This window comes from Roseovarius sp. MBR-51, assembly GCF_053628575.1.
Genome location: NZ_JBRJGQ010000055.1, coordinates 1 through 3350, shown reverse-complemented (window position 1 = coordinate 3350; position 3350 = coordinate 1). Strand labels below are relative to the sequence as shown.

Sequence of the window (3350 nt, the reverse complement as noted above, 5' to 3'; positions counted from 1 at the left end):
CTGTCATCCGTACCGAACCTAGTCTTGGTTTTTGCCCGATGTAGCGCCAAAATCAAAGACAAGGAAGAACTCCCGGAAACTTTGCGACAGAACCCGATCAAGGGCTGGGGCACGCCCATTGCCGGTCACAAGGACAATCACGGCGGGTTGATGAACCCGACGCAATTCGCCGCATGGCAAAAGCACATGGGCGTGGCGCAGGGCCAGGAATGGGACCCCTTGGCCGCTGTTGCGGATCGAGACGCGCTGCAGGCGTTTCTATCGCGCGTTCCGTTCTTTTCCCGCGGCAGACGCCGCTTTGGAGACGACCACATCGCAGTGCCGCAAATCGCGATTGATACCGACCGCGAAATTTCAACGCAGGCTGCCTTTGGCAAGATCCTCGATGATCTGTCGAAGGGCGACAGCCCGCTGGCTAAGCGAATCGTGACGACCTCACCGGATGTGACGGGGACAACCAATCTTGGCCCTTGGGTGAACCGGCGCAAGCTTTTTGCACGCGCACCCCAGGCCGACGCCTTCATCGAACATCGCATCCCGTCGACAGCGAAATGGGAGTTCGCGCCCGAAGGCCAGCATATCGAACTGGGCATTGCGGAAATGAACCTTTTTCTGCTTCTGGGCGCTGCAGGCCTGTCGCACAGTCTGTTCGGCAAGCGGCTCTTCCCGATCGGAACGGTTTATGATCCCTTCGTGCATCGCGGCCTCGATGCGCTGAACTATGCCTGCTATCAGGACGCGCGTTTCATGATCGTCGGCACGCCTTCCGGCGTGACGCTGGCCCCCGAAGGCGGCGCGCATCAATCCATCGGCACGCCCCTGACAGGCATGTCCCAGGATGGGCTTGCCGCGTTTGAACCGGCCTTTGCCGACGAACTTGCCGTCATCATGGAATGGGCTTTCGACTACTTACAGCGCGATGGCGGGCAAGACCCGGACGAGCGCACGTGGTTGCGCGATGAAACAGGCGGGTCCGTCTATTTGCGGCTGACCACAAGCCCGCTCGAGCAACCAGGCAAAAGGCACGACGATGCTTTCCGGCAAGGCGCCATTGACGGGGCCTACTGGCTGCGCAAGCCGGGGCCGAATTGCCAGGCAGTTATCGCCTACCAAGGGGCCGTGGCCATGGAAGCCATCGCCGCGGCGGGGATCATCGGCGAACACCGGCGCGACGTGGGCGTCTTGGCCATCACGTCAGCAGACCGGCTGAACGCTGGCTGGACCGCCGCGCAACGCGCGCGCGCACGCGGCAACCGAAAAGCCCGCAGCCATATCGAAGCACTGCTTGCGAACTTGCCGCGTGACTGCCTGATCGTCAGCGCTATCGACGGGCATCCCGCCACATTGGCCTGGCTGGGATCGGTGCACGGGCACAGGACAGCCTCGCACGGGGTGGAGCATTTCGGACAAACCGGCACCATTGGCGATCTATATCGTCACTTCGGGCTAGATCGGCATTCAATCGCGAACACGGTTCTTGCTCTGTCCGACGGTGACCACTCGGCGGCGGCTGCCATGCAGAGTCTTATGCCGTCTTGATCTGGAATATCGCTTGGCCGGTCCCGGTTTGCGCAAGCGGGAAACTGACGCGCCGCTAGGTCGCTGTGAGATCCGTTGCACGAGCCAAGCCTACATCCTCTAGCTGCTCTCTGTCCGGAAGGTCGCGCAAGCTCTCCAGCCCGAAGGCCACGAGGAACTGCTCGGTGGTGACGAAGGTGTAGGGCGCGCCGCGTCGAGGGGACCGCGGCCCGGTCCCGATCAACTCGCGCGCATGCAGCCGACCGATCAAGTCACGGCTGATCTCCTTGCCGAAGATATCCTTCAACCCGTCGCGGGTGATCGGCTGATGGTAGGCGATGGCAGCCAGCACCGCGACGTCGAATTCACTCAGGTCCAGCAGCTTGTCCCCGACATCGGCCGCGGCGTGGATCGCGGGCGCGTAGGCGGGTCGGGTCCGGAACATCCACCCACCCGCCACTTGGGCAATCTCGAACGCCCGCCCATCCAGATCGGCGGCAAGATCCTCGACCAGTAGGTCGACCGAGGCCCCCTGCCCCACCACCCGCGCCAGGTCTTCGCGCGGCACCGGCGAAGCCGACGCGAAGAGCACCGCCTCGATCCGCCGCATCCATTCCCGCCAACGCAGTTCCGGCGGCAGGTCGGTCAACTCGCGGTCAAGCTCCGGCGCGGTGCGGTCCTTCGCCATCCCTACACCCCGTAAAGCCGAAAGGTGTCGCGCCCGGTCAGTTCGCGGATGGCGCCGAGTTCGACCAACCGGTCGCAGAGCCGCCGCGCAGCGCGATCCGGCAAGGGCAGCGCCGAGGGCGCGATCGCATCGCGGGTCAGAAACATCTCGACTGCATAGCCAGCGCCCTTGGCCCGAAGCTTGGGCGCAACGGCCTTCAGATGCGCAGCCCTTTGCGCGAGGTCTGCGGCGAGGCGCACGGCCTCGACCGCCGATGAGACGAGCGCCCGATGACAGGCCATGCGAAGCTCATCACCTTGCTTGCGCAGATCGGCGCGCTTCAGGCCCGGCGCCAGCAGCGGCACAAGATGGTTCCAGCAAAGCGCTTGCGCAAGGGCTGCGTCGGCAAAGACAAGAGCAGGCACGTCCGCACGCGGTGCCTCCGTGAGCACCGCCTCCAGCACCCTTGCGGCGCGGTCGACGGGTGCCCCCTGCCCCGCATCAAGCCACGTTGCGATCGGGCCCGGCTCGAGGGTCGGCAAAGCCCGACCCAGAGCCTTGATCGATACCGACCGCTCCACCGCGCGCCGCCAGGTCAGGTGTGTTTCCCCCGCCGGTCCGGGCAGATCGCCGGGACGCAGAAGGTGCACCGCGTCGCGCAGCTCCCCTGCCCGCTCAGGGCGACCAGAGAACGCGACACAAGACTCCGCCGCGCGCAGCGCAAGCCGATCCCGCAACAAAGCTTGGGGCACCCCCTCGTGTCCCAACACAAGATGCAGGTTGCTCAGCGCCGCGCCTGACAAAAACGCCACATCTTCAAGGGTTTCAACGCGACCCGAGGTGACCCAGGACGGCATCCGGGGTAGCGTGTCTAGGTCGTCGCAGTGGTCGTGCCGAGCGAATGTCATGCTTGAAGCCTACATCGTCGCGGCGCTTATATCCAGAAAAATACGCCGTAACCGCCCTGCTTTGTCATTCACAGTTATGTCCAATAATCTTGCATTATCGGACGTAAAAATGATATGCTCAAAAATATGGGTAATCTCACAAATAGCAGCACCAAAATCGAGTGTCGGATAGCCGGAATTCATGAGATTCAAGCACTTCCCTGAAAAACGAGTCGGGGTTCATGAGATTCTGTACCGGTATTTATGAGACTGGATGT

Annotated in this window: 2 protein-coding genes and 1 pseudogene; 1 reads left to right on the top strand and 2 read right to left on the bottom strand. The window is 63.0% G+C overall.

All coding sequences use genetic code 11. The features are described from left to right. A pseudogene (locus ACSSVY_RS22630) lies at positions 1-1539 on the top strand (transketolase); the annotation flags it as partial. A gap of 55 nt (positions 1540-1594) precedes the next feature. Here ACSSVY_RS22630 and scpB read toward each other — a convergent pair. Further along, the gene (gene scpB / locus ACSSVY_RS22625) at positions 1595-2206 is read right to left on the bottom strand and encodes an SMC-Scp complex subunit ScpB (RefSeq protein ID WP_454272287.1); all 612 of its coding nucleotides are present in this window, start codon (positions 2204-2206) and stop codon (positions 1595-1597) included. A 2-nt stretch (positions 2207-2208) separates the two neighbouring features. After that, entirely contained in the window at positions 2209-3093 is an 885-nt protein-coding gene (locus ACSSVY_RS22620) for a DUF1403 family protein (protein ID WP_454272285.1), read from the bottom strand. Positions 3094-3350: the final 257 nt, after the last annotated feature.